The organism is Sodalis-like endosymbiont of Proechinophthirus fluctus (assembly GCF_001602625.1).
GTDB lineage: Bacteria > Pseudomonadota > Gammaproteobacteria > Enterobacterales > Enterobacteriaceae.
The window spans coordinates 12812-13627 of record NZ_LECR01000078.1 but is presented as its reverse complement, the minus strand read 5'-3'; positions in this window follow the sequence as shown (position 1 = coordinate 13627).

The window sequence follows — 816 nt, the reverse complement described above, 5'->3', positions numbered from 1 at the left end:
TCTTGCTAGTCTCGTTTGTCCTGGTCGCGTATACTGCCCACTATCCGGAAAGCCAGACCGGCCGAGCGTACATTCCGACCAACGCCAATGCTGACTGTTGTTTGCAGCAGATGCAGCAAAGTCACAATAATACCAAGACCGATTACCAATTACTCGCTATTCGCGCGCTGATTAAAGAAGGACACCTGCCGCTGGCGCAACTTTGCATGCGCTACAACCATGGCGATGATCGATGCCTGCCAGAGTCAGACCTCGTTAGATCTGGTACGAGCCTGTATTGCTCAGGAACCGTTGCTGACCGACCCGACTACCGGCCAGCCAGCAGAATATTGATGAAATCTGGCAACCTCTGGTATCGCTCCCGTCCCAGTAGAGCAATCCGATCATCAACACCAATGAGAACATGCTACAGGGCTGTCTGGATCTGTTGCGGGTCTAATAGGACAACCGCCAGGACCTACCTTGCTGTGCAGACGGTAATCAAAGACTGGCAGACCCCCTATCCGAAAAATCTGAAGACGAAAATCCTATTTCTCCCTAAGCCAGGTGCAAAACTATTCATCGTCCTCGGTGGGGCATTACTTTAGTTGCTACCACTGAATGGTCAAGGCGCAGGTGTTTTCCAATGCGATTCAGTAGGAATTTACGGCGGCGAAAAATTACCTGGCCACTTAATAAAGTGCCCAGGTTCAGGACCCGAACGCCGCCAGTATGACCGCCAAGGTGTCACCCTTAATGACAGTGCTGCAGGAACACCAGCCGACAGCGGTAGCGTAAATTCGGTAGCGTAAACTATAGTGAACCGGTAACCGCCCC